Raw genomic sequence first — 24,301 nt, 5'->3', positions numbered from 1 at the left:
TCACGCATGGTGACGAAACGGGGCTGCAAGCCACGGCCATCGTATCGAACCGGGGGTTTGGCCAGCCCACGGGTTTTCCGGCCTCCCCGCGCTGCCCACGAAAAGCACTCGGCCGTCCGAGACAGGCGGCCAAGCGAGTCTCGTACGGCCGAGGCGCTCCCATCTTACGGCCACCGCCGACCGCGAATCCCGCACCACAAGTACGTCCCCGCTCCCCCAAGCCCAGACCTCAGCAAGGTGGACCGCATGATCAGGAATCACGAGCCCCATCGACTCCGTGTGGTCGTCGTGGGGCAGGGATACGTCGGCCTCCCGCTCGCGGTGCGAGCCGCCGAGATGGGGCACAGCGTCGTCGGCCTCGACGTTGACGCCGGCCGGATCAAGCGGCTCGTGGTCGGCGAGTCGTACGTCGAGGACGTCTCGGACAGGCGGCTGGCGCCCCTCCTCGCCGCCGGCGTCTACCAGCCGACCGTCGACTCTGCCGACTGCGCCGGGTTCGACGTGGCGGTCGTCACCGTCCCAACGCCGCTACGCGACGGCGCGCCGGACCTGTCGCACGTCGAGGACGCGGCGCGGATGCTGGGCCGCCACCTGACCCGCGGAGCGACGGTCGTCCTGGAATCGACCACGTACCCCGGGACGACCGAGGAGGTGTTCCGCCCGCTCCTCGAGCGCGGCTCGGGGCTGACCGCGGGCCGCGACTTCCACCTCGGCTACAGCCCCGAGCGCATCGACCCCGGGAACCCCAGCTGGAGGCTGGAGAACACGCCCAAGGTCGTCTCGGGCATCACCCCGTCCTCCTTGAAGTCGGTCCGCGACTTCTACGCCTCCCTCGTGGATGCGGTCGTGCCTGTGGCCAGTTGCAAGGAGGCGGAGCTGACCAAGCTCCTCGAGAACACCTTCCGGCACGTGAACATCGCGCTCGCCAACGAGCTGGCGATCTTCTCCCACGACTTGGGCATCGACGTCTGGGCGGCCATCGACGCGGCGTCCACCAAGCCGTTCGGGTTCATGCGCTTCACCCCCGGCCCCGGGGTCGGAGGCCACTGCCTGCCCGTCGACCCCTCGTACCTGTCGTGGCGGGTCGAACGAACCCTGGGGCAGAACTTCCGCTTCGTCGAGCTGGCGAACGATGTCAACAACCACATGCCCGACTACGTGGTGCGGCGTCTCGTCGCGGGTCTCAACGAGCGCGGGAAGCCGCTCAAGGGCTCCCGGATCCTCCTGCTCGGAGTGGCGTACAAGGCCAACACCGGGGACGCCCGAGAGACGCCGGCGGCCCGCATCGCCGAACTCCTCACCGGTATGGGCGCCGAGGTCCAGGCCGCCGACCCTCACGTCCTGGATGACACCCACCCCCGCGCCGCCGGCCTGGAGGGCCTCCAGCGGGTCGAGGTGACCCCCGGTCTGCTCGCGACAGCCGACGCCGTAGTCCTCCTCGCGGACCACGACGCCTTCGACTACCCCCTGATCAGCGCCCACGCCCCGTACATCCTCGACTGCCGTCGTCGGCTCACCGGCGCCCACGTCGACTCTCTCTGAAGGGAACCAACGTGAAGATCGCGATCACCGGCGGCGCCGGATTCATCGGCGGCAACCTTGCCCGTGCCCTGACCGAGCTGCCTCAAGTCACCCAGCTCCGGGTCGTCGACAACCTCTCCACCGGGGACAAGGCGAACCTCGCCGGCCTCGATGTGGACTTCTTCGAAGGAGACGTCCAGAACGCCGCACTCCTCGACCAGGCGTTCCGCGGCGCCGACGCTGTCGTCCACCTGGCCGCCCTCCCCTCCGTGCCACGCTCCCTGCGTGACCCCCTGGCCAGCCACCACGCCAACGCGACCGGCACCCTCCAAGTTCTGGAAGCCGCCCGCCGCGCCGGCGGCCCACACGTGATCGCCGCGTCCTCGTCCTCCGTCTACGGCACCAACCCCCAGCTGCCGAAGCACGAGGACCTCGTCTCCGCCCCCATGAGCCCGTACGCGGTCACCAAGCTCACGACGGAGGCGTACCTGGGCGCCTACCACCACAGCTTCGACCTTCCGGTGCTCCCCTTCCGCTTCTTCAACGTCTACGGCCCCGGCCAGCGCGCCGACCACGCCTACGCCGCCGTCATCCCGAAGTGGATCAGCGCCACCCTCGCAGGCGAGCTGGTGACCATCCATGGCGACGGCACCCAGACGCGCGACTTCACGTACGTGGGCACGGTCTGCGACGTCCTCACTGGCGCCCTGCTCCGCCGGGTCGTGGACCCCCGCCCAGTGAACCTGGCCTACGGCAGCCGTACTTCGCTTCTGGACCTGGTCCAGGAGATCGAGATGGCTACGGGACGCCGCGCGCGCCGGGAACACGTGTCTGTCCGCGTCGGCGACGTCCCCCACTCGCAGGCCGACGGCCAGCGGCTGCGAACTCTCTTCCCGGAAGTCGCCTCTGCGGCGCTTCAGGAAGGGATACCGGCCACAGTCGAGTGGTTGCGTCGGCGGCCTACCGCGTCATAGCCGTGGGCTGATTCGCAGCGTGCGAGGGAACGTGAAGCCCCGCGTGCGGCCCGGGACTTCACGTTCGCTCGGAGAGGTCAAAGGCGAAGCTGGACGACGCTGGCGATGGCGTAATGCAGCTCCTGCACGTTCTCCAACGTCCCAAGGAGAACGTCGGCGCCAGCCTCTCTCAGGGTCGTCACCTGGGTCTTCCCGGAGGCGACCGCGACGACCGCGGCACCGCCTTCGAGGCCTGTACGGACGTCCTCCAGGGAGTCGCCGATGATGACGGTGTTGGAGCGGGTGAAGATCGTCCCGTGCTTGGCCTGGGCACGCTTCTGCGCGACGGCAACGAGCGCCAGCCGATGCTGATCGTCGGAGGCGAACGCTCCGATCTCGGTGTCGACGTAGCCTCCGAGGTCGAAGACCGCCAGCTTCAGCAGGGCGTTCAGCTTGAGGTTGCCCGTGACGACGGTCAGTACGAGATCGGGACGGTCGTGGACCGATCGCAAAGCCTCCATAGCGCCAATTCCAAGGGATGCCTGCGGAGGGTGCGGGGTGGGCAGCGGCCGAAGCCACCGCGAGACAGTCAGGCGGCAGGCTGTCGGCCCTGGTTGTCGAGGTGGCAGCGGGCGATCAGGCGTCAGGGTCGACTTCGGGGTGCGTGAACCGCACGGGCTTGCCCAGCGACCGGGCGTAGGCGATTTCAGCTCGGGTGCTGTCTCCGATGTAGTCGCCGACTACGAGCACCTCATCAGCGAGCCGGATCTTCGCCCGGTGCAGATCGTCGAGTCGAACCTTCAGCGCCTCGGCCTCGACAGGATCGGACGACCAAAGTTCGTGCCGCGACTTCATGTCACAGCCCGGTTTGACGACAATCTTTCCGGCTTTGGTCTCCCGCAGATCGGCCTCGGCCATCTCGGTCATGAAGCGGGTGGAGCCGCAGATCACGACGATACCCGGGAGGCTCAGCCGCTTCTTCGCGTCAGCGAGCCTCTCCTCGGGCGTGAGCAGTTGCGGGTATGGCACCGGTTCCTCCTGATGGTGCGGTCCAAGGAGTGCCTGCGGAGACGAGCCCGTGGCCGGTCGGCCGGGACGGGCTGGCCCCAGGCTCGATCTGGCCAGGTTCAGGCCGCGAGCATGGCGGAGCGGCCTTCGACGTCACCACCACGGAGGTTCTCGATCACTATCTTCACCATCGGGTTGGTGCACAGGACGACGCGCCGGTCCTGGCTGGTGGGGATGGTCGGCGGGAGGTGCAGGATGCCTACGCGGGCAAGCTCGGATTCGATGGTGCGGGCGACCGTGCTGCCGGTACGGCCGGCTCCAAGGATGTCCCGCAGGCGGCGGACATCGACTTGGAGCACTCCGTTCTTCGCCTCGATCGCGGCGATCAGGGAGGCGTAGACGGACGTAGTGGTTGCGCTGGTCACGGTCGAGCGCCCTCCTGCGTGCGGAGCTGGTTGTCGGGGTGGACGAAGGGGAGGCCGTCCGCGGTGTAGACGGTCTCGGTGAAGGTCTGGAAGCCGAGGATGTTGAACGCCTTCATGGCGCGCGGGGAGTCGACGTTTCCGAGGTCGTCGTTTCCGATGACGGTCCGCAGCAGGTCCTTCGGTGCCCAGAGGACGGAGCCGATGAGGACGCCATGGCGATGGGGGCGAACGTTCGGGCGAGCATCGGCGGCGGCCACAAGGACGCTCTCGCGGGTGATGGCCACCTTCTCACCGTTGATCGTGAGGGTGTGCGTGGTCAATGCGCGTTCCTTCCGAGACAACGAGGGCCTCGGCCACCGAAAGGCGACCGAGGCCGATCGTAGGACAACCTGCCGGAGTGTCAGGCGGCCGCGAGCACGACGGAGCGGGCGGCGGTGCGGCTCTCGTCCTCGCCCCCAGAAAACGGGGACGGTGGCGAGGACGGCCTTCTGTTCGCTCTCGAAGCATCGGCCGAGGCGGGGATTCCAGCGGGTCTCGGTGATCTCGACGGCGAGCGCTGCAACCTGCTGCGCCCAGCTCCCGCAGGCCGCGCGCTGAGGCCAGAGGAAACATGATCACCCCAGTCCGGAGGCGTCGTCCGCGCCTCCGCGCCAGGGATTTCTCAGGGACTTTCAGTGTTGTCCGAGGGACTTCCGAGGGACTTTCCGCCGCCTAATGCGGCAAGCCCCCGAAAGACCGGAAAGAGCCTCCGCCGCAGGTCAGAGGCCCTTCCGAGGCAAAGCCGCAGGTGGGGGCAGACGAGTCGGGCTGTACGCCGGGTTCTGTCACCCGATGACCTCGCGGTCGCCGGGGAGACGGCCATCCATCTAGGACCGGTGTTGCCACCGGCCTCCTGCGGTCTACCCGCGGACTCGGGCGGGCAGCCCTCGATCGTCCGCGCAGGGCCGCCGCTCCTCACGGGCGGCGCCCCCTCTTGACCTTGCTCCGGGTGGGGTTTACCGAGCCGCCTGAGTCACCTCAGGCGCTGGTGGTCTCTTACACCACCGTTTCACCCTTACCGGGGACCGAGGTCCCCGGCGGTCTGTTCTCTGTGGCACTGTCCCGCGGGTCACCCCGGGTGGGCGTTACCCACCACCCTGCCCTGTGGAGCCCGGACGTTCCTCGGGAGGCACCCCTGAGGGGCCCCACGCGGCCGTCCGCCCGGCTCGTCTGCCGTGATGACCATGCTACCCGGCGCGTACGCGTGTCGGCGCCGGGTGCCGGCGTCTTCGGTAAGGGGACGCCGGGTGCGGGCGTCCTCGTACCGAATCGGACCCCGCGGATGTCCGCTCCGCCCGGCCTTCACAGGCGACGCGTACCGCAGCGGGGCCCGCCGCCGTCCGCGCTCCGCCGTCGCGTGCGGCTGCCGCTCCGGCCCCCGTCGCCGTCCGCCAGCGCCGCCGCCGAGACAGACCGGCCGGCCGGCCGCCCCTTGACCCTGCCGCAGCGTCACGGTTTCTACTGAGGCCATGCGGATCGGAGAGATCGCCGCACTCGTCGGGGTCACGCCCCGTGCCGTGCGGCACTACCACCACCAGGGCCTGCTGCCCGAGCCCGTCCGCCGGGCCAACGGCTACCGGGACTACTCGGTGCGCGACGCCGTACTGCTCGCCCGCATCCGGCGGCTGACGGAGCTCGGGCTCGCCCTCGACGAGGTCGGAGACGTGCTCGCCGACGACAGGGGGCGGGAGCTGGTGGAGGTCCTGGAGGAGCTGGACGACGATCTGGCCCGGCAGCAGGAACTCCTCACCGAACGGCGCGCACGGCTGGGCGCGGTGCTGGAGCAGGCGCGCTCCGGGCGGCTGCCCGCCGAGGGCCCGGTGTCGCCGGAGCTGGCGGAGCTGTTCGGCAGTCTCGCCGGGGAGGCCGCCGGACGGCCCGAGTCCGCGACGGCTGCGAAGGAACGCGAGGTGCTCGCCCTGCTGGACACGGTCGTACCGGCCGGGGACCGCGACCGGCTGCTCGGCGCGATGCGGCGGATGACCGAGGCTCCGGAGGCGGTGGAGCGCGTGTACGAGGTGTACGGGCTTTTCGACGCGCTCGCGGACGTGGACGCGGACGCCCGCGATCCCCGGGTCGAGGCGGCGGCCCGGGCGCTGGCCGGCTGCATACCCGACGAGGTCGTGGCGGGGCTGGGGGAGAAAGGCGCTTCGGCGGGAGAGGGCGGGAGTCCGTTCATGGACGCCTTCTTCGCCGAGTTCCACCCGGCCCAGGCCGAGGCCGTGCGCCGTGCGCTGCGCCTGGTCGCGGAGCGGGCTCGATGATGCGACTGAGGCGGCCGGGCCCGATGATGCGGCTGGGGTGGATGAGGCAGCCGAGGCGGCTGCTCAGAGGTGTCACGTATCTCGTCGTACCCGGTGAACTGACGCTGCTGGTCTGTCTGCTGGCGGGGCTGCGCCCGCCAGCACCGGTGCTCGCCGCTGGTGAGGCGGCCTTCCTGCTCCTGCTGACGGCCGAGGCCGCCCTGTTCCTGCGGCTGTGGCGCCGGGAGGGGCGGACACCGCGCGAGGCCGTATGTGAGCTGGTCCCCCGGCCGGTACTGCGGCTGGCCGGGCACGAACTGCGGCTCATGTGGAGCCTGCTGCTCTGGGCGGCCCGGCGGCGCTCCGCTCCCGGGCCGGGCGAGCAGGTCTTCGGACATGCCCGCGACCAGGCCGGACTCCTCCTCGGCCTGGGCTTCGTCTGCATCGTCGAGACGGTGGCGATGTCCTACCTGCTCAGGCCCTGGCCGGTACTGCACGCCGTGATACTCGCTCTGGACGTCTACACCGTCCTCCTCGTCGTGGGCCTGCACGCGGCGTCCGCGACCCGCCCGCACACGCTGTCCGAGCACACGCTGCGGCTGCGCCGGGCCACCCACGTCGATCTGCGGATCCCGCTGGAGTGGATCGCGTCCGCCTCCTACCAACTGCTGTCCACGCACGACGGGAAGGAGGACGGCGTGCTCGACCTTCCCGTCGGGTCGCAGACATCGCTCACCTTCACGCTGTCGGAACCCGTCGAGTCGGTGGGGCTGCTGGGCGGGACGCGCCGGGTGCACACCGTGCGCTGCCACGCCGACGACGCCCTGTCGATGCTCCAGGCCGTCACGCGGGCGCGAAGCGCGCTTCCGCCGTCCCGGGGTGGGCAGCCGTCCTGAGCCGTACCCCTCGGTGCCCCGGCGGTGGCAGCCGCGCCGTGCCGCCGCCGGGAGGCGCGCCACCGGCAGAGAACCCGCAGAGAACCGGCGGGGAACGGCGGGCACGGGCACGCCACGGGAGAGGCACGGGCGGGCCACGGGCGGTGGGCCGATGCGGGCGATTACGCTGGTGCGGGGCCGCATCCCCGGTTCTACGTACGTACGCAGAGGAGAAACGCCGTGCTCGTGCTGTTGCCGCCGTCCGAGGGCAAGGCCGCTTCGGGACGCGGGGCGCCGCTCAAGCCGGAGGCACTGTCCCTGCCCGCCCTGGCCGGAGCGCGCGCGGCAGTGCTGGACGAACTCGTGGAACTGTGCCGGGGCGACGAGGGGAAGGCCCGGGACGTACTGGGGCTCAGTGAGGGCCTGCGCGGCGAGGTCGCGAAGAACGCCGGGCTGCGCACGGCCGGGACACGCCCGGCGGGTGAGATCTACACGGGTGTGCTGTACGACGCGCTCGGCCTGGCCGCCCTCGACGCCTCCGCACGCCGCCGGGCCCGGAAATCGCTGCTGGTGTTCTCCGGCCTCTGGGGCGCGGTCCGCATCGACGACCGGATCCCCTCGTACCGCTGCTCCATGGGCGTCAGGCTGCCCGGGCTCGGGGCACTGGCCGCGTACTGGCGGGCGCCGATGGCGTCAGCGCTGCCCGAGGCGGCCGGGAGCGGCCTGGTCCTGGATCTGCGGTCGTCGGCGTACGCGGCCGCCTGGCGCCCGAAGGGCGAGGTCGCCGACCGTACGGCGACCGTGCGGGTACTGCACTCCCAGACCGTCGACGGCGTCGAGAAGCGTTCCGTGGTGTCCCACTTCAACAAGGCGACCAAGGGGCGCATCGTGCGCAGTCTGCTGGAGGCCGGCGCCGCGCCGAAGGGGCCGGGTGAACTGGTGGAGGCGCTGCGCGACCTCGGCTACGCGGTCGAGGCGGAGGCACCGGGAAAGCCCGGGAAGGTGTGGGCGCTCGACGTGGTGGTCACCGAGATCCACTGACGGAGGTCCGCCGCGGGTGGCAGCGCGACGCCGAAGCGCATGGCACCGCGACGCCGGCGCCCCGTGACGGCGGCCCCGGCGCGAAGCCGTCCCGGCGTCAGCGCAGATGGCCCGTGTCGTTCAGCAGCCGCAGTGACGCGTTGCCGTCCGCGTAGTAGGCCACCGCCGACACCGAAGCCGCCGAGAGCTCCATACGGAACAGGGACTCCGGGGGCGCGCCGATGGCCAGGCGTACCAGGGTCTTGATCGGGGTGACATGGGTGACCACGAGAACCGTGCGTCCCCGGTACTCCCGGACCAGCCGGTCCCGCGTCGCCGCGACCCGCTTCGCGACCTTGGCGAAGCTCTCCCCGCCGCCGGTGGGCGCCGCCTTGGTCGAGGCGAGCCAGGCGTCGAGGTCGTCGCCGTAGCGCTCCCGGACCTCCGCGAACGTCAGGCCCTCCCAGGCGCCGAAGTCCGTCTCCCGTAGCCCGTCGTCGATCCGTACGTCGAGCCCGAGCCGGGCCGCGACCGCCTCCGCGGTCTGCCGGCAGCGCTTGAGGGGCGAGGAGACGACCGCCTGGATCGTGCCGCGCGCGGCCAGCGCCGCCGCCACCGCCTCGGCCTGGCGCCGGCCCACCTCGGACAGCTCGTGGTCGCCGGTACCGGAGAAGCGCTTCTCCGGGGTCAGCGCCGTCTCACCGTGCCGCAGCAGGACGAACGTGGCGGGGGGCCCGAGGTCCGGGCCCCAGCCGGCACCTTCCACCTCGGTGCTCTTGGGCAGAGTCGCCTGCGCGGCAGCGCCACGGGACACGGCAGCGCCACCGGACACAGCGCCACCGACCGCGCCACCGCCGACCGCCGCATCACCGGACGCCGCATCACCGGACGCACGCGGAGCGGCCTGCGCCCCGGCCGCGTCGGCGTACCCGGCACGGGAGTCCCGTGCCGCGCCCGGGTTCAGCGCGGCCCGCGCCTTCGCCGCGCCCGCCGCCGCGTCGCCGACGACCCGGGCCGCCCGGTCGTCCTCCGCGGAGGACGACAGCGCCGCCGAGGACACCGACGGCTCCCACCGCTCACCGCGCCGCGCCGCGTCCATGGCCTCGTTGGCCAGCCGGTCCGCGTGCTTGTTGCGCTCGCGCGGGATCCACTGGTATGTGACCCGCCCGGCCGGGAAGATCCGCGCGGCCTCCGCGGCCAGCGGCTTCATGTCCGGGTGCTTGATCTTCCAGCGGCCCGACATCTGCTCCACGACGAGCTTGGAGTCCATGCGTGCGTGGACGCGTGCGTGAGGGTCGAGTTCGCTTGCCGCCTTCAGACCGGCGATGAGGCCCCGGTACTCGGCGACGTTGTTCGTGGCGACGCCGATGTACTCGGCGCGTTCCAGGAGGGGTTGCCCGCTCGCCGCGTCGCGGACGACCGCCCCGTAGCCCGCCGGTCCCGGGTTCCCCCGGGAGCCGCCGTCGGCCTCGACGACCAGCTCGCGCATCAGAGACCGGACTCCTGCGTGCGGACCAGGATGCGCCGGCAGTTCTCGCAGCGCACGACGGCGTCCGGGGCCGCGCCGCGGACCTCGTTCAGTTCGGTGATGTTGAGCTCGATGTGGCAGCCCTCGCAGCGCCGCTGGTAGAGCCGGGCGGCGCCCACGCCGCCCTGCTGCTCGCGGAGCTTCTCGTACAGCTTCATCAGGTCCGCGGGCACGGATCCCGCGACGACCTCGCGCTCCTTGCCGACCGACGCGGACTCGCCGTCCAGCTCCTCGTACGCCGCGTCCCGGCGGGCCGTCGCGTCGTCGGCCTTGGCCTGGACCGAGGAGACCCGCCCGCTCAGTTCGGCCACCCGTTCCTGGGCGGACTCCCGGCGCTCCATCACCTCCAGGACGATGTCCTCGAGATCCCCCTGGCGCTTGGCGAGCGAGACGATCTCCTTCTGGAGGTTCTCCAGGTCCTTGGGGGAGGTGATGGCCCCGGAGTCCAGGCGCTGCTGGTCCCGCGCCGAGCGCTGGCGGACCTGGTCCACGTCCTGCTCCGCCTTGGTCTGCTCGCGGGCGCAGTCGCCCTCCTCCGTCTGCGCGGCGACGAGCAGGTCGCGCAGCTGCGAGAGGTCCTTGTGCAGCGACTCCAGCTCGGCGTGCTCGGGCAGCGACGTGCGCCGGTGCGCGAGCTGCGACAGACGGACGTCCAGTGCCTGGACGTCGAGGAGTCGGATCTGGTCTGCGGGCGCGGCGTTCAGTTGGGGGCTCCAGAGATGTGGTGGGCGGACCAGGGGTCGGTGACCGTCTTCGAGACGTGGACCCGCAGGTTCCAGTCGCGGCGGTCGGAGATCGCGTCGAGTTGGGCGGCGGCCTGTTCGCACCAGGGCCACTCGGTGGCCCAGTGGGCGGCGTCGACCAGGCCGAGCGGAGTCTGCTGGACGGCCTCGGACACGGGGTGGTGCCGCAGGTCGGCGGTGAGGAACGCATCCACTCCGGCGGCCCGGGCGGCCCCGAAGAGGCCGTCGCCTGAGCCTCCGCTGACGGCGACACGGCGGACGGTCGCGTCCGGGTCTCCGGCGACGCGGATACCCTGCGCGGTCGCGGGCAGCCGCGCGGCGGCGCGGGCCGCGAACTCCCCCAGCGTCTCGGGGTGGTCGAGCTCGCAGATCCGGCCCAGGCCGTTCTCGGGCACGAGCGGCCCGGTGACCCGGAGGTCGAGCGCGCCGGCGAGGGCGTCGGAGACTCCCGGGTCCGCGGTGTCGGCGTTGGTGTGTGCGACGTGCAGCGCGATGTCGTGCGTGATGAGGGTGTGGACGACCCGGCCCTTGAAGTGGGAGGCGGCGACAGTGGTCGTACCGCGCAGATAGAGCGGGTGGTGGGCGACGATCAGGTCCGCGCCGAGGGCGACGGCCTCCTCGGCGATCTCCCGGACGGGGTCCACGGCGAACAGGACGCGGGTGATCTCGGCGCCGGGATCACCGCAGACCGTGCCGACGGCGTCCCATTCCTCGGCCCGCTCGGGAGGCCAGAGGGCGTCGAGCTCGGCGGTGACTTCAGACAGACGGGGCACGGAGGCAAGGCTACCTGCCCTCCGCGCGCCGCCGTCCGGCACCGGGGTACCCCGGTGCCGGCCCGACCGGATCGCCCCGTCCCGCGCCGGGGTCACCCCGGGGCGGGACGGGGTCACCCCGGGGCGGTCCGGCGTGGTCCGGCGCGGACGGATCGAGATGGATCTTTACGGATCGGTATGGATCGGTATAGATCGGTATAGATCGATACGGATCGGTGACGGGTGCCCGGCGGGTCCACGACGTACCAGCACAACCGCCGGTCCCCTCTCAGCCGAATCCTGATTCGGCCACCCTTATGTGTGAAGTGGAACGGTGGGCGGTGTCCGGCTTGACGTGCGAAAACTAGCTTCAGTGGCCGGAGGTGACCATCCGATGACAGCGTGTGCCATCGAGGAAGCCGCGGAGTGCAGGGCCCTACGGCCCACCCCGCGGGCGGCGCTCACGGTCGGCGCGGGCCGCAGCTATGCGGCGCGCCTCGCCGGGCGGGGAGACGCCCTGTTCGCCGAGCGGTGGACGCTCGACGGGGCGGAGCCGTACGCGGTGCCGCTGCCGCTCGGGCAGCCCGAGGAGCCGGACACGGAGGTGGCCCCGCTCGCCGACGGCCGGGTGCTGGTCCACCGCCGGGTAGCGGGGCTCCGCTCGTTCTCGCTGCTCTACCCGGCGGGCCCGGGGACCGGCGAAGTGCCGCTCGGCTCCGTGGAGTCGGCGGAGATGCGGTTGCTCCCGCCGTCGCCGGACGGGACCTGCGCCTACGCACTGGCGCCGGGTGCGGGGTCGACGGCGGTGTGGCTGGTGGCGGGCGGGGCGTTCGGGCCCGAGCGGGTGGCGGTGGTGCCGGGCCGCTGTTCGGGCGGGGTGTGGCTGGACCGCACGGGCCGGATGCTGGCGCTGGACCGCGAGCGGGACGGGGTCACCAAGGCGGTGGTGGTCGATCTGGAGCGGGGCGGCGAGGTGACACCGCTGCTGCAGATCACGCAGGACAGCAACGACCGGCTGCTGCTCGCCGACGCGGAGAGCGGACTGCTGATGGTCCGGTCGGACGCGGCGGGCCACGACCGGCTGGGTTGGGGGGTGCTCGGGAGCCTGCGGCCGGTGCGGTTCCCCGAGTGCCTGCGGCTGCCGGACGCGGCGGTCACGCCGTTCGCGATCCAGCCGGGGAGGGTGCTGATGCCGGAGAGCTGCGCGGTGGCGCTGCGGATCGACGCGGCGGCCGGCTCCTGGGTGGGGGTCTGGCGGCCGGCCGGGCGGCGTCTTCATCAGCTCCCCGCTCCCGGCGGCTGGCTGGCGGGCTCCGGACTGTGGACCCGGGAGGGGGTACTGCGACTGCCGTACTCGACGGAGGAGACGGCGTGCGGGATGGCCCGTCTGGATCCCCCCGGGGACCCCCTGCAACCGGGTCCGCGGATGTCCGGCTCCACGGCTGCGCAGCCGGAGTACGCAGGTGGGGAACCATACGGAGAGGCAGTACGTCCTCCCGTGCGCAGACCCGTGCCGCTGCAGCAGGCGCCTCTCACGGGGCGCATGGCGCCCGGTTAGACTCTGCGGCCGGGGGATACGCGGTCGCACCGTCCGGATGCCGACGGTGACGGCTCCCCCGGTGACACCAGATCGGCGATGGAACAACGGGGTGAATTTCCCACATGTCTGAGGCCCGAACCGACACGACCCAGGCGCGTCCGCAGGGAGCGGCCGCGAACCAGGCCGAGGCCGTCGGCTCCGGCAAGCACCGGGGCGGTGCCGCCGCTGCGGAGGACACGACGTCTCCGGCGCACGGCCGCCACCGCCGCCCGGCGAAGGGCGAGGCCGCGTAGCAGCACGCAGCAGCAGTACGGCCCCGCGAGACGCATCGGACGCGGGAGGGCCGCCACGGCGAAGCCCCGTGGCGGCCCTCCCGCATGTGTACGGCGGCCGGGCTCGGCGGCGCTGGCGGGGCGGGCGCCGCCCCGCAGGGACGGGCCGGCGACGGGGACGGGCCGTTCAGGCGGACGCCCAGGACAGGCGGACGCGCAGACGCCGCACGAACGCCGGACAGCGCCTCCCCCCGCGGGCCCACACGCCCCACACGCCCCACACGACCTACACGCCCCGGGCGACCCACACGACCCGGGCGAACCGGGCGACCCGGGCGACCGGCAAGATACACAGGCGACGTCGGAGGGCGGCTACGCCCGCTTCAGCGAAAGCACCTCCGACGCGGCGAAGGTCTCGTCCGGCGCCCGGTGGGCGTACCAGGAGCCGAGGACGTCCTCCAGCTCCTGGTGGGAGAAGGACTCCCCGGCCGAGTCGAACTGCGCGGCGACCCGCGGGCGTTCGACGACCGCGACCATGCCGCCGTGCACGACGAGGAGTTGTCCGGTGATACGGGACGCGGCCGGCGAGGCCAGGTAGCCCACGAGCGGGGCGACGTGTTCCGGTGCGAGCGGGTCGAGTTCACCGGGGGCCGGTTCGGCGAGCCCGGCGAAGACGTCCTCGGTCATACGCGTACGGGCCCGGGGGCAGATGGCGTTGGCGGTGACCCCGTACCTCCGCAGCGCCAGCGCCGTGGAGGTGGTCAGGCCGACGATGCCGCCCTTGGCCGCGGCGTAGTTGGGCTGTCCGGCCGAGCCGGCGAGGAACGCCTCGGAGGAGGTGTTGACGATCCGGCCGTGGACGGGGCCGCCCGATGCCTTGGCACGTTCGCGCCAGTGCGCCGAGGCGAAGTGGGTGGTGTTGAAGTGTCCCTTGAGATGGACCCGGATCACCGAGTCCCACTCGTCCTCGCTCATCGAGAAGATCATCCGGTCGCGGAGGATGCCCGCGTTGTTCACCAGGATGTCGAGCCTGCCATAGGTGCAGGTGGCGAGTTCGACGAGGGAGCGGGCCACCTCGAAGTCCGAGACGTCGCCGGTGTGGGCGACCGCCCGGCCGCCCGCCGCGCGGATCTCCTCCGCGACCCGCTCGGCGGGGGCGGCGGACGCCTCGCCCGAGCCGTCCCGGCCCGGCTGCCCGTAGTCGTTGACGACCACCGCCGCGCCGAGCCGGGCGAGTTCGAGCGCCTCGGCCCGGCCGAGGCCGCGGCCGGCGCCCGTGACGATCGCGGACAGGTCCCGGAGGGGGAGTGACATGGCGGACCCCTCAGATCTCGATGCAGGTGCGCAGCGCCTCGCCCGTCCGCATCTGGGTCAGGGCGTCGTTGATCTCGGTCAGCCGGACCCGGTGGGTGATGAGCGACTCCAGGTCGATCCGGCCCGCGCGCCACAGCGCGATGGCCCGCTCGTAGGAGCGGAGCACATCGCCGCCCCCGTACAGCGACGGCAGGATCCGCTTCTCGTCGAAGAACAGCTCGAACATGTTGAGTTGGAGGATGTCGTCCATCGCCCCGGCGCCGACGATGCACAGGGTCCCGCCGCGCCGGGTCGTCTCGTACGCCGTCCGTGCAGTGGCCGACCTGCCGACGACCTCGAAGACGTAGTCGAAGCCCTCCCCGCCGGTGATCCGCTGCTTCGCGTCGCCGAGCGCGTCGGGCGCGACGGCCTCGGTGGCACCGAACCCCAGCGCCGCCTCCCGCCGCGAGGCGACCGGGTCGACGGCGACGATCTGCGCGGCGCCCTGCACCCGGGCGCCCTGGATGGTGGAGATGCCCACACCGCCGCAGCCGATGACGGCGACCGACGAACCGGGCTCCACCCGAGCGGTGTTGACGGCGGCGCCGAGGCCGGTGGTGACACCGCAGCCGATGAGCGCGGCGATCTCGTACGGGACGTCGTCGGGGATCGGGACCGCGCAACCCGCGTCGACGACGACCTCCTCCACGAACGTGCCGGTCCCGGCGAAACCGAACACATCGCCGGCGGGGCGCCTGAAGTTGGGTGTGCCCGCGTTCATGAACCCGGAAAGGCAGAGCTGGGTCTGACCGCGCCGGCAGGCAGGGCAGCTCCGGCAGGCGGGCAGCCAGCACAGCAGCACCCGGTCGCCCTGGCGGACGGAGGTCACGCCGTCGCCGACGTCGAGCACCTGCCCGGCGCCCTCGTGGCCGGGGACGAACGGCACCGGCTGCGGCAGCACCCCGCTCATCGCGGAGACGTCCGAATGGCACAGCCCGGTCGCCTCGACCCGGATCCTCACCTTTCCCGGGCCGAAGCCCACGGCCTCGACGTCGTCGAGGACATCGAGCTTGTCCTGGCCGATCTCGTGCAGTACGGCAGCGCGCATGGGGTGCGTCCCCTTCGGGAGTCGGGCTTCGGTCGGGTCAGGTCGGGTCGGGTCGGGTCGGGTCGTCCTCGCCGCCGTTCACGGGTGCGGGGGTGCACGGCGGACTGATGGGCTGGGCACGGCGGCCCGGCCCGGTGGCCGGGGGTCTCACGGGCCGTGCGGGGGCCGGGTTGGCCGGGGGACCGCGCGCGGGCCGGTCCGCTCTCGGGGGCGGGTCGGTCCGGCGTAGCCGGCACCCCCCGTCAGGCGTGGTCGACCACCGTGTCGGCGAGCACGGGTGCGTCGTCCCGCTCCACGGCGGTCACCGCCGCCTGGACGCGGCCCTCTTCGGCCCACAGGCGGATGCGCAGGGTCTCCCCGGGGAAGGCCACCCCGGCGAACCGGGTGCCGTACGCCCGGACGCGGGTCACGTCCCCGTCGAGGAGCGTGTCCACGATCGCCTTCAGCGTCATGCCGTAGGTGCACAGGCCGTGCAGGATGGGCCGGTCGAAGCCCGCGAGCTTCGCGAACTCGGGGTCGGCGTGCAGCGGGTTCCAGTCGCCGGAGAGCCGGTAGAGGAGCGCCTGGTCCTCGCGGACGGGCCGCTCCACGGTCCGGTCGGGCGCGCGGTCCGGCTGACCGGTGCCGACGGACGGGCCCCGTTCACCGCCGAAGCCGCCCTCCCCGCGTACGAAGATCCGTGCGTCGCTCGTCCACAGGGGGCCGCCCTCGTCGGCCGCTTCGGAGCGCAGTACGAGGACCGCGGCCTTGCCCTTGTCATAGACGGCGGCGACACGGGACGTGCTGGTGGCCCGGCCGCCGACGGGGATGGGGCGGTGCAGGGTGACCGACTGTCCGCCGTGCAGCACAGCGGCGAGATCGACATCGATGCCCGGGGCGGAGAGCCCGCGGACCACGCCCATGCCCCCTCCCGCGACGGTGGCGAAGCTGGGCAGCACATGCAGCCGGGACTCAAGGGTGTAGCGCAGCTCGTGGGGGTCGGCGGCCGGCACACCGGCGCCGAGCCCGAGGTGGTAGAGCTGGACGTCCTTGTGCTCCCAGCTGATCTCGGCACTGCGGGGCTCGGCGGCGATCGCCTTGGCGGCGTCGATGGGCATGGGGATGCTGCTCCTTGGTTCCTTGGCTCCCGGGAGGGAGCGGAAGACCTCGGCGCGACCGTCCGCACCGTCGGCCGCACCGAGGCCGCACGGGACCGGCCGCTCGATGAGCCTGTTCTAGAACGCGTTCTAGGCCGGTTGGCCTCATGTATAACGCACCCCCCGCCGCTTGTGAAGGCCAGTGAGGGAACGTCAGCTCACACCTCGCGGCGGGCCGCACGGGGGTACGGGCGCACGGGGGTACCGTTCGGGCCCGCGGGGCGCCGCCGAGCGGGATCCGCGGGCCGCCCCGGTCACAGGCACAGGCATAGGCACAGGCACATGTGCCGGGACTCATGTACCGGTACATGAGTCCCGGCACATGAGTCCCGGCGCACGACTGCTGCTCCGCACGGCACCTCGTCACGCGACCCCCGGCCCGCCCCCCGTCACCCGATATGCCCGCCCGCCCCGGGACGGCCCGGTGGAGGAAGCGACGGTAGGCCGGGGCGTGCGGGCCCGCACGCCCGCAGCCACCGAGCGCGTCATGCCGCGCTTCACCGGAGGCTGCCTCCTGCGGCCAAGGCCGACCAAGCGCCCCGAACCCGCACACGGACCGTGCACTCCGTACCGTCCCCCGGACCGTGCTCAGGCCTGGTGCTCGCGGTCCTTCGGCAGCCACAGCAGCATCATCAGCACACAGCCGACCAGAATCGCCGTACCGGTCCTGAAGGCGAGGGCGTACCCGGCCGTCAGCGCCTCGGGGGACAGCGACCCGCCGGTACGGGCCGCGGCCACCGTCGCGAGGACGGAGAGGCCGAGCGCCCCGCCCATCACCCGCGAGGTGTTGATCAGACCGGAGACCACGCCGGCGTCGCCCGGTGCGGCGCCCGAGGTGGCGAGGGAGGCGAGCGGTGTCCCCGCCAGCCCCGCGCCGCCCATCATCACGATGCCCGGGAGCATGATCCCGGTCATATACGAGGCGTGCGCGTCCATCGTGGACTGCCAGCCGAAACCGGCCGCGGACACCAGCACTCCCAGCACGGCGACATGGCGCGCGCCGAAGGTGCGCATCAGCCGCGGGGCGAACTTGGCGCCGAGGACGACCGCGAGGGAGCTGGGCATGAGGGCGAGCCCGGCCTCCATCGGGCTGTAGTGCAGGACGTTCTGGGCGTAGAGCGTCATGAAGTACCACATGCAGAACATGGCCGCGCCACAAGTGAACATCGCCGCGTTCGCCGCTGCCACCGACCGAATCCGGAACAGCTTCAGCGGCATGAGGGGCGTCTTCGAAAGGGCCTCCGCCCGGACGAACGCCCCGAGCAGTACCAGCCCGGCGCTCAGCGGCAGCAGGGCCGAGGGAGCGGTCCAGCCGTCCTGCTCGGTCTGCACGATGCCGTAGGCGAGCGTTGCGAGGCCCGCCGTGACGAGGACCGCACCCGGCAGGTCCAGCCGGCGCCGCTCCTCCGCACGGCTCTCCACGAGCCACCATGCGCCGAGGACGACGACGGCGGCGCCGATGGGCACGTTGACCAGCAGGGTCCAGCGCCAGGACAGGGTCTCGGTGAGCACACCCCCGATGAGTCCGCCCGCCGCGCCGCCGCCCGCGCCGACGGCGGTCCAGGTGGCGATGGCCCGGGCCCGGGCGGGACCCTCCGGCACGGCGGAGGTCAGCAGTGTCAGCGTCGACGGGGCGAGGACGGCCGCACCCAGGCCCTGGCAGGCGCGTGCGGCGAGCAGCTGCCAGCCCTCCTGCGCGAGTCCGCCGGCCAGCGACGCGACGGTGAACACCCCGAGCCCCAGCAGGAACATCCGCTTGCGTCCGTAGAGGTCGCCCGCCCGTCCGCCGAGGAGCATGAACCCGGCGAGGACGATCGAGTACGCGTTGACCACCCACTGCAGCTCGGCTGCGCTCAGCCCCAGGTCGGCCCGTATCGACGGCAGCGCGGTGTTGACGACGGAGATGTCCAGCACCACAAGGAACTGCCCGGCGCAGGCCGCCAGCACCACCGCCCACATGCGCTGCCCGGGACCGTCGGCGCGCCCCTCGGCCGGAGGGACGGGATCCGGGGTTCCGAGGTCTGGGGTGCCGGGGGAAGCGCGCTGGACGTGACTCATGGGCGCATACTCCCAGGCACCTGCTGATTCGCACATCCCGATTTCGGCGGACGGGCTGCGGGCCGCTGGTCGTAGGACCGCGACCGCGACCGGTGCGCGCCGCACCTGCCCGGGCGGCGGTCGCAGCTGACGCCGCCGCCGTCCCCTTCCCCTTCACCTTCCCCTTCCCCTTCGCCTTCCCCTTCACCGCCGCAGCCACTGCCCTCGGACGGCCCGGCGGACCCGACGGACCCGGCAGACCCGGCAGACCCGGCAGACCCGGCAGACCCGACGGGTACCACCGGCGTCACCCCCGCCGCGTCCAGGGCGGCCCCTCAGCCCTTCCGCAGCACGGTGACCACCGCCGCGCCGCCGAGCCCGATGTTGTGCGCGAGCCCGGTGCGCGCCCCGGGGACCTGGCGCGGTCCCGCCTCGCCGCGGAGCTGCCAGCTGAGTTCCGCCGCCTGGGCGAGGCCCGTCGCGCCCAGCGGATGGCCCTTGGAGATCAGCCCGCCCGACGGGTTGACCACCCACCGGCCTCCGTATGTCGTCGCCCCGGACTCCGCGAGCTCTCCTGACCCGCCGTCCCGGCACATGCCGAGCGCCTCGTACGTCAGCAGCTCGTTGATGGAGAAGCAGTCGTGCAACTCGATGACGTCCACGTCCTCGATACCGAGGCCGGACTCCCCGAACGCCCGGCGGGCCGCGGAGCGGGACATGGGCGTGCCGACGGCGTCGACGCAGGAGCCCGAGGCGAAGGACTCGGCGGTGTCGGTGGCCATCGCCTGCCCGGCGATCTCGACCGCCCGGTCCTGGAGGCCGTGTGCGACGAGGAACCGTTCGGACACGACGACGGCCGCGGCGGCCCCGTCGGAGGTGGGCGAGCACTGGAGGCGGGTGAGCGGCCGGTGGACCGTCCTGTCGGCGAGGATCTCGTCCACCTCGTACACGTCGCGGAACTGGGCGTACGGGTTGGCGGCGGAGTGCCGGTGGTTCTTGGCGGCCACGGCGGCGAGCTGCCGCTCGGTGGTGCCGTGGCGCTCCATGTGCTCGCGGGCCGCGTTGCCGAAGATCTGCGCGGTGGGCGGGGTCCGCTCGAAGCCGTGGGCGGCGGCCATGATCCCGTAGTGCCGGGCCACCGGGGAGGCGGCGAGGTCCCCACCGTCCGCTCCCCCGCCGAGCGCTCCCTTCTTCATCTGCTCGAAGCCCAGTGCCAGGACGCAGTCGTTCAGCCCGCCCGCCACGAACTGCCGCGCCATCATCAGCGCAGTGGAGCCGGTGGCACAGTTGTTGCTGACGTTGTAGACGGGCACTCCGGTCAGGCCGAGTTCGTACACGGCGCGCTGGCCGGCCGTCGAGGGCTGGAAGCAGTAGCCGACCGCGACCTGCTGGACGAGTTCGTACGGTATGCCGGCGTCGGCGAGGGCCGCGGCGCCGGCCTCCTTCGCCATGTCCGGGTAGCGCCAGTCCCTCGACTCGGGCTTCTCGAACTTCGTCATCCCGACGCCGACGATGTAGCTCTTCACCGGAGGGACTCCTTCGGTCTCGGAACGGTCGGTGGCACAGCGGGCGGTGGCACAGCGGGCGGCCCGCGGCCCTCCCCGAAGGGCCGCGGGCCGCCGTGGCACCCAGTGGAGCCAGATAATAGAACCAGTTCCAATCTGACGATAGGTCAGAGAATCCGTCCCATCTCCCCAGCCGCGCGGGAGCACGGGAGCACGGGGACGGCCGGAGCGTCGGACGGGGACGCGGTTCCCTGGGCCGCCCAGGGCGGCAAGGCTGGAAGGTATGCGCGCACGACGGATTGCGGAGGGGATGGCGGCGCGGGTGCGCAAGCGCGTAACGCCCGGTCTGAGCGGCACCTTCCCTACGACCCGCCTGCCGTCACGGCCGACGCCGCGCCGCCTCACTTCGCGAACCCGTCAACGTGCCCTGGTGGAAGTACATCCGCCAGCCCGTGTCCGTCAGACGCCACAAGGAGCTCCGCCATGCCCGGCGGCCCTGGCTGTCGGCGAAGTAGGTCAGGTGCACGATACCCGGAGCGAGTACGACGCCGGACATTTCGCTGACCTCGACCGGAGACTCCGGGGACACCGAGCCGTCGCTCGTCACCTTGAGGATCGACTCGGCGTCCCAGCGTTGTCCGGAAGCCCCGATCTCGGTGAACTCCGGGTCCAGAAGCTCCAGGACACCGGCCGGGCAGGCACGCACCTCGGGATCGAGAAGCCTCAACTCCCCGTCGATGGCCGCCTGCACGGCCCGCTCACCCTCATCCGTCATGCAGGAACCCTACGGCCGGACGGGGCCCTGCGGCCGGTGGGGGACAGGGGCCGCGGGGTACGTCGGGCGATCAGCCCGGGCAGCAGCCGGGCGGTGCCGGACTGCCCGTGGCCGGAGAGTCCGCCGCAGGTCGCGGTGATGGGACAGCAGCCGGGTCAGCAGGAAGCTGATCACATAGACGGCGGCACCGCAGGAACTCCGCCGCAGTGGATCCGGTACTCACCGCGGCATCACCCCGACGTTCCATCAGGCGCCGGAAGTCCGACCAACAGACCTCACGGAGATCGGCCAGTCGGATCGAAGGCAACGCGCTGATCGCCCGGTTCTGGGCGCAGCGGGCCGCGCGGCTCGACTCGTCACTGGCAGACCGCACGCACGACCGGGGCGCTTTCTGCGCTGACTGCGATCCAGAGGCCGGTGCTGACGGGTGGTCTACTCGGTGTGCAGCACCGAGGCGATGGTCATCCGGGCCGCCGACCGGGCCGGGACCAGGGCGCCGAGCACTGCGATCGCCACACCCGCCAGGAGCATCGCGGCCAGCTGCGGCGCGTGCCACACGTCCTTCATGTACTCGGGGAAGTCGACCACACCGACATGGCTGACGACGAGGCGGTGCGCCACGATCCCGAGCGGGATGCCGAGCAGCCCGCCGACCGCGCCCAGCCCGGCGACCGAGGTCACCGTCATCGCCACCACCTGCCGGGGGGTCATCCCGATCGACTTGAGCATGCCCAGGTCCCGGCGCCGCTCACGGGTGTTCAGCAGAACGGTGTTGAAGACACCGAGCGACGCGACGAGCGTCAGCAGCACGGTGAACACCGTCGAGAAGGTGACGACGATGGCGGTGCCGGCGTTGCCGGAGTCCAGCACCGATGCGTGCAGGCCCGGGTCGAGCGCCGTGACCGCCTCGGCGTAGGCGCGCGCGTCGGCGCCTGGGGCGAGCCGCACCGTGTACTCGGTGGCGTGGGCGTCCGGTGCGAGTTGGGCGAGGGTCTCCCCGGTGGCCTCCAGGGCCCGGGCGTTGGCCTCGATGAGCTGGCCCACGACGGTCGCGGTGGTTTTCCTGCCGTTCAGCTCCAGCGTGACCCGGTCACCGAGCTTCAGCCCACGCTGGGTCAGGAACGCCGGACCGGCCACGATCTCGCCCGCCGCGGCCGGCGCCCGGCCCTTGACGATGGTGTGCTCGTACAAGGAATCGTCGCCGCGGTAGAAGTCGGCGAAGACGGGCTGGGTCTGCCCGGTCATGTTCACCTGGGACAGCGCGCGGGCCCGTACCCCCTCCGCACCCGGCAGGGACCGCAGCCCTTTCTCGATCTGCAGGTCCTCGAGCCGGGGCGGGGTCCGGTCGTTGCCCGACCCCCCGGTCGTCACGTGGATCCTGGCGCCTCCGTCCTCCCGCCCGACACTGCCGTACGCCACCATGGTGCTGGTCAGTCCGGTCGACAGGGCCACCGTGGTGACCCCGAGGACGATGGCCGCCAGGGTCAGCAGGGTGCGGCTGGGGCGGGCGAACGGCTGGCCGAGGCCCAGACTGACCGGGCGCGGCAGCCGGGTGGCACCGAGCATCCGCTGGACGCGCAGCCCGCGCCCGGTTCGCGGCGCGCTGCCCGCGCTGATCGCCCGTGCGGCGGGCAGCCGGTGGGCGCGCAGGGCGGGGACCAGCGCGGCCAGCAGGACGAGGACAGGCATGCCCAAGAGGCAGGCCGCGGACACCCGCGGGCTGATGCCGCCGACCGAGGCCCGGCCCACGTCGATGCCGGCGAACGCGGCCTTCAGGATCGGCCCGGCCAGCGCGTTGCCTGCCAGCGTGCCCAGCACGCTGCCCACCACCGCCGGCACGGAAAGCATTGCCAGGTAGACGGCGACGACCTGGTTGGGGGTGAAGCCCAGGGCCTTGAGCACCCCGATGTGCCGGTACCCGGAGACGACCGCCCCGCTGACCACGTTGCCGACGATCAGGATGGAGACGAGCACGCCGAGGATGCCGAAGAGCGTCATGAACGGGAGGTAGGAGTCGGCCAGCGCGGAGAAGGCCTGCTTGGAGGTGAGGTAGGTCTGTGCGCCGGTCAGCGAATCCTTGGGCAGTCCCGTGGTGGCCCGTGCCAGCGAGGCGCTCAGCTGGGCCTCCGTCGAGGAGTCCGTGAAGCGGTACAGCATCTGGGCGGAGGCCGGGTGCAGTGCGGCCATCTGCTCGGGCGAGACCCAGGCGCTCGCCGACTTGCTCATGCTGGCGGCGAATCCGACGACGGTCAGCGTCGCTCCGCCGGGGGTCTCCAGCTGGGTGTTGAGGAGTGCGGTGCCGGGGGAGCCCCGACCGGACCAGTTGACGACGATCTCGCCGGGTGCGGTGGCCCAGCGGCCCTCAAGGAGTTCGATCCGGTCCACGGGGCCCGCCGGATCGGCGCGGCCCACCACGGTGAGGGTGCCGCCCGCCATCCAGAGCCAGTCCTTGGGGATGTCGACGACTGTCTGCTCGAACGGTCCGGCCGCGGCCTCCACCCCGGGCTGCCGGGCAGTCCGTGCCAACTGCTCCTGCGAGACCTTCGCGGTGTCGAAGGTCGCCACCGTATGGGCACCGCGCTGTTCGGAGTAGGCCTTGTCGAAGGGGCCCGAGGCGGCGCTCAGCAGTGCCAGAGCGAGCAGAACGGTCGTGGTGGAGCAGAGCACGACGAGCCCGATGACGAAGGTCTGGAGCCGGCGGCGCTTCACGGCCGCCCGCGAGGCTCTCCATACGGCGCTCACGCGGTCGCCTCCAGTGTGCTCTCGCGGGCGATCCGGCCGTCGGCGACTTCGATCAGCCGACTGGCGCAGCGGGTGGCCAGCTGCGGGTCGTGGGTGACGATCAACAGGGTCTGGCCGATCTGGTTGAGGTCGATCAGCAGATCCATCACCTGCTCGCCCGACCGGCTGTCGAGGGCGCCGGTCGGCTCGTCGGCAAGCAGCAGGGCCGGGCGGTTCATCAACGCCCGCGCGACGGCGACGCGTTGGCGCTCGCCACCGCTCAGCGTCGCCGGATAGTTGTTCCGGCGCCCGGCGACACCGAGTTCGTCCAGGATCTCCAGGGCACGGCGGCGTGCCTGCCGGGCCGGGGTGCCGGTCAGCTGCGCGGCCAGCGCCACATTGTCCAGGACAGGCAGATCGTCGATGAGGTTGAAGAACTGGAAGATCATGCCGACGTTCCGCCGCCGGAACAGCGCCAAGCCGGTCTCGTTCAGTTTCCCGAGGTCATGGCCGTGCACCTCGACGGTGCCCGAGGTCGGCCGGTCCAGGCCGGCCACCATGTTGAGCAAGGTGGACTTGCCGCAGCCGGAGGGGCCCATCACGGCGACCGCGTCCCCCGCCCTGATCTCCAGCGACAGGCCGTCCAAGGCCTTCGCGTCGCCGTACTCCTTGTGCACGCCGTCCAGCCGCACCACCACGTGCCGGGCACTGCCGTGATCAGTTGTCATGGCTCGAACCTAGGACGGAGCGAACGGACAGGGCGTCACACCCCGGATGTATCCGTCCGGGCAGGTCATCCCGGGGATG

At 72.2% G+C, this 24,301-nt stretch carries 22 protein-coding genes and 1 other RNA gene; 7 read left to right on the top strand and 16 right to left on the bottom strand.

Annotated features, from left to right (window positions below; genetic code table 11):
• The first annotated feature begins 246 nt into the window (after window positions 1–246).
• Window positions 247–1,542 carry a nucleotide sugar dehydrogenase gene (locus SCWH03_RS03035; RefSeq protein ID WP_109293289.1) on the top strand — a complete coding sequence of 432 codons (1,296 nt, stop codon included), beginning with the start codon at window positions 247–249 and terminating at the stop codon, window positions 1,540–1,542.
• 11 nt (window positions 1,543–1,553) lie between these two features.
• The gene (locus SCWH03_RS03030) at window positions 1,554–2,495 is read left to right on the top strand and encodes an NAD-dependent epimerase/dehydratase family protein (RefSeq protein WP_173261293.1); all 942 of its coding nucleotides are present in this window, start codon (window positions 1,554–1,556) and stop codon (window positions 2,493–2,495) included.
• A gap of 77 nt (window positions 2,496–2,572) precedes the next feature.
• On the opposite strand, the gene SCWH03_RS03025 is transcribed toward SCWH03_RS03030, so the two are convergent.
• The 5 genes from SCWH03_RS03025 to rnpB all read right to left on the bottom strand — a co-directional run bounded on the left by SCWH03_RS03025 (window position 2,573) and on the right by rnpB (window position 5,115).
• A complete protein-coding gene (locus tag SCWH03_RS03025; protein ID WP_371872595.1) occupies window positions 2,573–3,004 on the bottom strand; it encodes an HAD hydrolase-like protein in 432 nt (143 codons plus the stop codon).
• 106 nt (window positions 3,005–3,110) lie between these two features.
• A complete protein-coding gene (locus SCWH03_RS03020) occupies window positions 3,111–3,503 on the bottom strand; it encodes a hypothetical protein (RefSeq protein WP_109293292.1) in 393 nt (130 codons plus the stop codon).
• Between the two features lie 98 nt (window positions 3,504–3,601).
• Window positions 3,602–3,907 (bottom strand): hypothetical protein, encoded by a 306-nt coding sequence (locus SCWH03_RS03015; RefSeq protein WP_173261291.1) that lies wholly within the window; start codon window positions 3,905–3,907, stop codon window positions 3,602–3,604.
• Complete coding sequence (locus SCWH03_RS03010; protein WP_109293294.1) at window positions 3,904–4,227, bottom strand: hypothetical protein; 324 nt, start codon at window positions 4,225–4,227, stop codon at window positions 3,904–3,906. Before SCWH03_RS03010 ends, SCWH03_RS03015 begins: the two co-directional genes overlap by 4 nt.
• A 474-nt stretch (window positions 4,228–4,701) precedes the next feature.
• Window positions 4,702–5,115: RNase P RNA component class A (gene rnpB, locus SCWH03_RS03005), an RNA gene on the bottom strand.
• Window positions 5,116–5,415: 300 nt separating this feature from the next.
• Between rnpB and SCWH03_RS03000 the strand changes: the two genes are divergently transcribed.
• The 3 genes from SCWH03_RS03000 to yaaA all read left to right on the top strand — a co-directional run bounded on the left by SCWH03_RS03000 (window position 5,416) and on the right by yaaA (window position 8,105).
• Window positions 5,416–6,210, top strand: coding sequence for a MerR family transcriptional regulator (locus tag SCWH03_RS03000; protein WP_173261289.1), 795 nt, complete (start codon window positions 5,416–5,418; stop codon window positions 6,208–6,210).
• Between the two features lie 41 nt (window positions 6,211–6,251).
• Entirely contained in the window at window positions 6,252–7,085 is an 834-nt protein-coding gene (locus tag SCWH03_RS02995) for a hypothetical protein (RefSeq protein WP_254076512.1), read from the top strand.
• Window positions 7,086–7,304: 219 nt separating this feature from the next.
• A complete protein-coding gene (yaaA, locus tag SCWH03_RS02990) occupies window positions 7,305–8,105 on the top strand; it encodes a peroxide stress protein YaaA (RefSeq protein WP_173261286.1) in 801 nt (266 codons plus the stop codon).
• 97 nt (window positions 8,106–8,202) lie between these two features.
• Here the strand turns inward: yaaA and SCWH03_RS02985 are convergent, their stop codons facing one another.
• From SCWH03_RS02985 to SCWH03_RS02975, 3 genes are read right to left on the bottom strand one after another with little or no spacing between them, the layout of a single operon-like run.
• Window positions 8,203–9,573 (bottom strand): bifunctional RNase H/acid phosphatase, encoded by a 1,371-nt coding sequence (locus SCWH03_RS02985; protein WP_173261284.1) that lies wholly within the window; start codon window positions 9,571–9,573, stop codon window positions 8,203–8,205.
• Window positions 9,573–10,316 (bottom strand): zinc ribbon domain-containing protein, encoded by a 744-nt coding sequence (locus tag SCWH03_RS02980; protein ID WP_216854708.1) that lies wholly within the window; start codon window positions 10,314–10,316, stop codon window positions 9,573–9,575. Before SCWH03_RS02980 ends, SCWH03_RS02985 begins: the two co-directional genes overlap by 1 nt.
• Complete coding sequence (locus tag SCWH03_RS02975) at window positions 10,313–11,128, bottom strand: Nif3-like dinuclear metal center hexameric protein (protein ID WP_173261282.1); 816 nt, start codon at window positions 11,126–11,128, stop codon at window positions 10,313–10,315. The genes SCWH03_RS02980 and SCWH03_RS02975 overlap by 4 nt, the downstream gene beginning before the upstream one ends.
• A gap of 373 nt (window positions 11,129–11,501) precedes the next feature.
• Here SCWH03_RS02975 and SCWH03_RS02970 point away from each other — a divergent pair, with 373 nt between their 5' ends.
• On the top strand, window positions 11,502–12,665 hold the full coding sequence (locus SCWH03_RS02970) for a hypothetical protein (RefSeq protein WP_173261273.1): 1,164 nt from the start codon (window positions 11,502–11,504) through the stop codon (window positions 12,663–12,665).
• Window positions 12,666–12,769: 104 nt separating this feature from the next.
• Complete coding sequence (locus SCWH03_RS02965) at window positions 12,770–12,940, top strand: hypothetical protein (RefSeq protein WP_173261271.1); 171 nt, start codon at window positions 12,770–12,772, stop codon at window positions 12,938–12,940.
• A gap of 351 nt (window positions 12,941–13,291) precedes the next feature.
• On the opposite strand, the gene SCWH03_RS02960 is transcribed toward SCWH03_RS02965, so the two are convergent.
• The 8 genes from SCWH03_RS02960 to SCWH03_RS02925 form a co-directional block, all read right to left on the bottom strand.
• The gene (locus SCWH03_RS02960) at window positions 13,292–14,233 is read right to left on the bottom strand and encodes a 3-oxoacyl-ACP reductase (protein ID WP_173261269.1); all 942 of its coding nucleotides are present in this window, start codon (window positions 14,231–14,233) and stop codon (window positions 13,292–13,294) included.
• 10 nt (window positions 14,234–14,243) lie between these two features.
• Window positions 14,244–15,320 carry a Zn-dependent alcohol dehydrogenase gene (locus SCWH03_RS02955; protein WP_173261267.1) on the bottom strand — a complete coding sequence of 359 codons (1,077 nt, stop codon included), beginning with the start codon at window positions 15,318–15,320 and terminating at the stop codon, window positions 14,244–14,246.
• A gap of 242 nt (window positions 15,321–15,562) precedes the next feature.
• Window positions 15,563–16,417: an enoyl-CoA hydratase ChsH3 gene (chsH3, locus tag SCWH03_RS02950; RefSeq protein WP_173261265.1), complete on the bottom strand. Its 855-nt coding sequence runs from the start codon at window positions 16,415–16,417 to the stop codon at window positions 15,563–15,565.
• Window positions 16,418–17,044: 627 nt separating this feature from the next.
• On the bottom strand, window positions 17,045–18,514 hold the full coding sequence (locus SCWH03_RS02945) for an MFS transporter (protein WP_173261263.1): 1,470 nt from the start codon (window positions 18,512–18,514) through the stop codon (window positions 17,045–17,047).
• A 314-nt stretch (window positions 18,515–18,828) separates the two neighbouring features.
• A complete protein-coding gene (locus SCWH03_RS02940) occupies window positions 18,829–20,019 on the bottom strand; it encodes a thiolase C-terminal domain-containing protein (protein WP_173261262.1) in 1,191 nt (396 codons plus the stop codon).
• Between the two features lie 358 nt (window positions 20,020–20,377).
• Window positions 20,378–20,773, bottom strand: coding sequence for a nuclear transport factor 2 family protein (locus SCWH03_RS02935; protein ID WP_173261260.1), 396 nt, complete (start codon window positions 20,771–20,773; stop codon window positions 20,378–20,380).
• A 432-nt stretch (window positions 20,774–21,205) separates the two neighbouring features.
• Window positions 21,206–23,515, bottom strand: coding sequence for an FtsX-like permease family protein (locus tag SCWH03_RS02930; RefSeq protein ID WP_173261258.1), 2,310 nt, complete (start codon window positions 23,513–23,515; stop codon window positions 21,206–21,208).
• Window positions 23,512–24,222, bottom strand: coding sequence for an ABC transporter ATP-binding protein (locus SCWH03_RS02925; protein WP_173261256.1), 711 nt, complete (start codon window positions 24,220–24,222; stop codon window positions 23,512–23,514). Before SCWH03_RS02925 ends, SCWH03_RS02930 begins: the two co-directional genes overlap by 4 nt.
• Window positions 24,223–24,301: the final 79 nt, after the last annotated feature.

This window comes from Streptomyces pacificus, from assembly GCF_011766325.1.
Taxonomy (GTDB): domain Bacteria; phylum Actinomycetota; class Actinomycetes; order Streptomycetales; family Streptomycetaceae; genus Streptomyces; species Streptomyces pacificus.
Note: the sequence above shows the minus strand (reverse complement) of the source record. Positions and strands in the feature narration are given on the sequence as shown.

Coding starts and splice junctions, on each gene's coding strand:
- SCWH03_RS03035 (WP_109293289.1), top strand. CDS start 247: ATGATCAGGAATCACGAGCCCCATCGACTCCGTGTGGTCGTCGTGGGG.
- SCWH03_RS03000 (WP_173261289.1), top strand. CDS start 5,416: ATGCGGATCGGAGAGATCGCCGCACTCGTCGGGGTCACGCCCCGTGCC.
- SCWH03_RS02995 (WP_254076512.1), top strand. CDS start 6,252: ATGAGGCAGCCGAGGCGGCTGCTCAGAGGTGTCACGTATCTCGTCGTA.
- SCWH03_RS02985 (WP_173261284.1), bottom strand. CDS start 9,573: ATGCGCGAGCTGGTCGTCGAGGCCGACGGCGGCTCCCGGGGGAACCCG.
- SCWH03_RS02970 (WP_173261273.1), top strand. CDS start 11,502: ATGACAGCGTGTGCCATCGAGGAAGCCGCGGAGTGCAGGGCCCTACGG.
- SCWH03_RS02965 (WP_173261271.1), top strand. CDS start 12,770: ATGTCTGAGGCCCGAACCGACACGACCCAGGCGCGTCCGCAGGGAGCG.
- SCWH03_RS02960 (WP_173261269.1), bottom strand. CDS start 14,233: ATGTCACTCCCCCTCCGGGACCTGTCCGCGATCGTCACGGGCGCCGGC.
- SCWH03_RS02955 (WP_173261267.1), bottom strand. CDS start 15,320: ATGCGCGCTGCCGTACTGCACGAGATCGGCCAGGACAAGCTCGATGTC.
- chsH3 (WP_173261265.1), bottom strand. CDS start 16,417: ATGCCCATCGACGCCGCCAAGGCGATCGCCGCCGAGCCCCGCAGTGCC.
- SCWH03_RS02945 (WP_173261263.1), bottom strand. CDS start 18,514: ATGAGTCACGTCCAGCGCGCTTCCCCCGGCACCCCAGACCTCGGAACC.
- SCWH03_RS02935 (WP_173261260.1), bottom strand. CDS start 20,773: ATGACGGATGAGGGTGAGCGGGCCGTGCAGGCGGCCATCGACGGGGAG.
- SCWH03_RS02925 (WP_173261256.1), bottom strand. CDS start 24,222: ATGACAACTGATCACGGCAGTGCCCGGCACGTGGTGGTGCGGCTGGAC.